General features: G+C 68.0%; 2 protein-coding genes. Both read right to left on the reverse strand.

The annotated features are described in order from the left end of the window. Positions 1 to 22: 22 nt before the first annotated feature. Positions 23 to 1,258, reverse strand: coding sequence for a flagellar hook-associated protein FlgL (gene flgL, locus ABY44_RS14065; RefSeq protein ID WP_060174231.1), 1,236 nt, complete (start codon positions 1,256 to 1,258; stop codon positions 23 to 25). A 17-nt stretch (positions 1,259 to 1,275) separates the two neighbouring features. Beyond that, positions 1,276 to 3,207, reverse strand: a complete 1,932-nt coding sequence (gene flgK, locus ABY44_RS14070; RefSeq protein ID WP_060174232.1) for a flagellar hook-associated protein FlgK — start codon at positions 3,205 to 3,207, stop codon at positions 1,276 to 1,278. Positions 3,208 to 3,320 lie beyond the last annotated feature (113 nt).

A 3,320-nucleotide genomic window follows, 5' to 3' on the forward strand; every position in this document is an offset into this window, starting at 1 on the left:
ATCGCGGCCGGCGCGGCGTGCATCAGGGGTTGATGTACTGGAACAGCGACAGGTTCTGCAGCTGCGCGTAAGCCTTCTGCGAGCCCGTCAGCGCGTTCTGCATCTGCAGGAACTGGCTGATCGTCGACACCATGTTGGTGCTCGTCAGGTCGGACAGGTTGCTGGTGACCTGCAGCGTGTTGGTCTGGTTCACGGTCTGCATCGCCTTGATTTCCTGCTCGCGGCCGCCGACCGACGCCTGCACGGTGAGGACGTTCGTCATCATGTTGTTCAGCTTCGTCGTGCCGGTGGTCATCGCGTTCGCGAGCGAGGCCGCGGCGGACGTGTTGCTGCTGATCGGCACCTTCAGCGCGGCGATCATCGAGTCGAGCGCCGCGAACACGTCGGTGCCGGCCTTCGGCGCGGGCGTGACGGTGAACGTGTCGCCGGACGCCGGCGTTCCCGACACCGGCACCGACAGGCCGTTGCCGAGCGCGATCCCGGCGCCGGCCGAATACGGCTGCGCGGCGGTCGTGGTCGGCGGCACCACGGTGTTGTCGGTGACCGTATAGGTCGGCGCGGCGGCCGTGCCGCCGAACGTGATCGTGAACTGGTGCGTGTTGGTCGCGGCCGACGGGCTCGTGATCGACACCGCGCCGATCGTGCCCGTGCCCGTGTTGCCCGCGCCGGCGAGCGGCACCGGCTGGCTGCCGAGCATCGGCACCGACAGGAACACGTTCGCGCCGTTGTCGCCCTGCGAGATCGCGCGCGTATCGGCGATCTGCACCTGCCGCGTGCCCGTGTCGCCGCTGTAGGTCACGCCGCCGCCCGGCGCGTTCGAGAACGGCGCCGTGGTCGACTGGAAGCCCGAAAACAGGTAGTTGCCCGAGCCGTCGGTCGAGTTCGCGAGCGTCAGCAACTGGTCGCGATAGCCCTGCAGCTGCGTCGACAGCGCCGCGCGGTCGCTGTCGGACAGCGAGCCGTCGCCGGCCTGGATCACGACCGTATGGATGTTGTTCAGCAGGTTGTTGACGCTGATGAGCGTCTGGTCTTCCTTCTGCAGCGACGACAGCGCGGCGTTCTGGTTCGACGCATACTGCGACAGCGTCGCCGACGTCATCGACAGCTGCACCGCCTGCGCGGCGCCGAGGGGGTTGTCGGCAGGCGTCGAGAGGCTCACGCCGCTCGAGATCTGCTGGTACAGCTGCGAGAGCTGCGCCTGCTGATCGTTCATCTGCGCGACGTTCATCTGGTAGAACTGCGTGGTGGAAATCCGCATCGCATCGATCCCCGAAATCAGTTGAACAGGCCGAGCACGGTCTGGAACAGCGTCGACGCGGTCTGGATCACCTTCGCGTTCGCCTGGTAGAGCTGCTGGTACTGCATCAGGTTGGCCGCCTCTTCGTTCTGGTTCACGCCCGACACCGACTGCTGCGCCTGCGTGATCTGGCCGATCAGCGAAGTCTGCGCGGCGCTCGACGACTTCAGCTGGCTCGTCGTGTTGCCGATGCCGTTCACGTAGCTCGCGTACGCGCCCGTCAGCGTGGTCGAGCCGTTGCCGAACGATTTCGCGCTGACGAGCTTCGACAGCGCAAGTGCGTTGCTGCCGTCGTTCGTGCCGCCCGTGTTCGGCGCGACCGTGAACGTGTCGCCGGCCGTGGGCGCGCCCGACACCGTGACCGTGACGCCGGCCGTCAGCGTGATCGGCGTCCCGGACTGGTACGGCTGCGCCGCGCTGGTCGTCGGCGGCACGGCCGTGTTGTCGGTGACCGTGTAGGTCGGGCTGGCGGTCGTGCCGCCCATCGTGATCGTGTAGTTGTGCGGGTTGGCCGCGGCCGTCGCGCTGGTGACCGTCAGCCCGCCGATCGTGCCGGTGCCCGTGTTCGTCTTGGCGGCCGACGGCACGTACGGCGACGCCGCCGCGATCGCGGAGCCGTTCGACGTCGCGAGGCCGAAGCCGTTCAGCGCGCCGCGCGTCGGCTGCACGGTGAACTTGTCGCCGGCGTTCATCGCGCCGGACGAGAACGAGAAGTTCAGCCCGCCGATCGAGGCCGGCATGCTAGCCGACTGGCCGACCACCGCGCCGCTCGCGCGGTCGGTCAGCGTGTAGTTCGTGCCGTCGTACGACAGCGTGTAGTCGCTCGTGGTCGGCTGCGACGCGTTCGCGAACGACACGGACAGCGCCGCGTTGCCGGTATTGCCCTGGTTCGCGTACGTGATCGGCGTGCCGGTGGTGAACAGGTTGCCGCCGACGTTGCCCGACAGGTCGATGCCGAGCGCGTTCTGCGCGTTGACCTGCGCGGCGAAGCTGGTCGCGATCGCGCCGAGCTGCGCTTCGGCCGGGTCGAGCGTCTGGCTGCGGAACGCGAGCAGGCCGCCGAGCGTGCCGCCCGACAGCGACGCGTCGGACAGCGCCTGGTTCGGCCCCTGCGGGTTCGCGCCGGCGATGCCCTGCGACACGACGGTCAGCTCGCTCGGATCGGACGGCGACGTGACGGCCGCGAGCTGGTAGCTCTTGTTCGCGACGACGAGCGGCGTGCCGCCCGCGAGAAACACGCTGTAGCCGTCGCTGTTGCGCACCACCTGCACGCCCGCGAGGTTCGACAGGTTCGACACCGCGAGGTCGCGCTGGTCCATCAGCTGGTTCGGCGGCTGGCCCTGGCTGCTCGCGGACGCGATCTGCTGGTTCAGCTGCGCGATCTGCGCGGTGTACGCGTTGATCTGCGTCACGGTGCTCGTGAGCTGCGTGTTCACGCTCTGGCGCAGCGCGTCGTACTGCTGGCCGGCCGCCGTGATCTGGTTCGCGAGCGTCTGCGCATTGCTCATCGCGGTCTGCCGCACCGACGCGTCGGACGCGCTGTTCGCGACGTTCTGCATCCCGGTGAAGTAGTTCGTGATCGCGGTCGAGATGCCGGACGTCGGGCTGCCGATGTAGTTGTTCAGCTGCGTGACGAGCGAATACCACGTCGACAGCGCGCCGCTCTGCGTCTGCGCACCGTTCAGCTGGTCGCTCAGGTACTGGCTGTACTGCCGCTGCACGGTGACGGTGTTCACGCCCTGCGGCATGTAGCCGCTGCTCGTGTACTGGCCGCTTGCCTCGGCATAGACGGGGCGTTCGACCGAATAACCCGGCGTCGCCGCGTTGCTGATGTTCTGGCCGGTCGTCGTGAGGCCCCAGAGCGCGGCATTCAGGCCGCTGACGCCGAGGTTCATGAGTGTGTTGGACATGCGCGATCCTGATGAGCCGGCCGCGCTGCGGCCGCCGGGTTGCGTGACTCCCGGTATAACGGCCGCGGATCGAAAAAATTGAGGAAAAAATGCACGCGCGACGCGCGCTCGCG

The sequence above is a fragment of the Burkholderia sp. ZZQ-2 genome (assembly GCF_050768715.1).
GTDB classification, from domain to species: Bacteria; Pseudomonadota; Gammaproteobacteria; order Burkholderiales; family Burkholderiaceae; genus Burkholderia; species Burkholderia cepacia.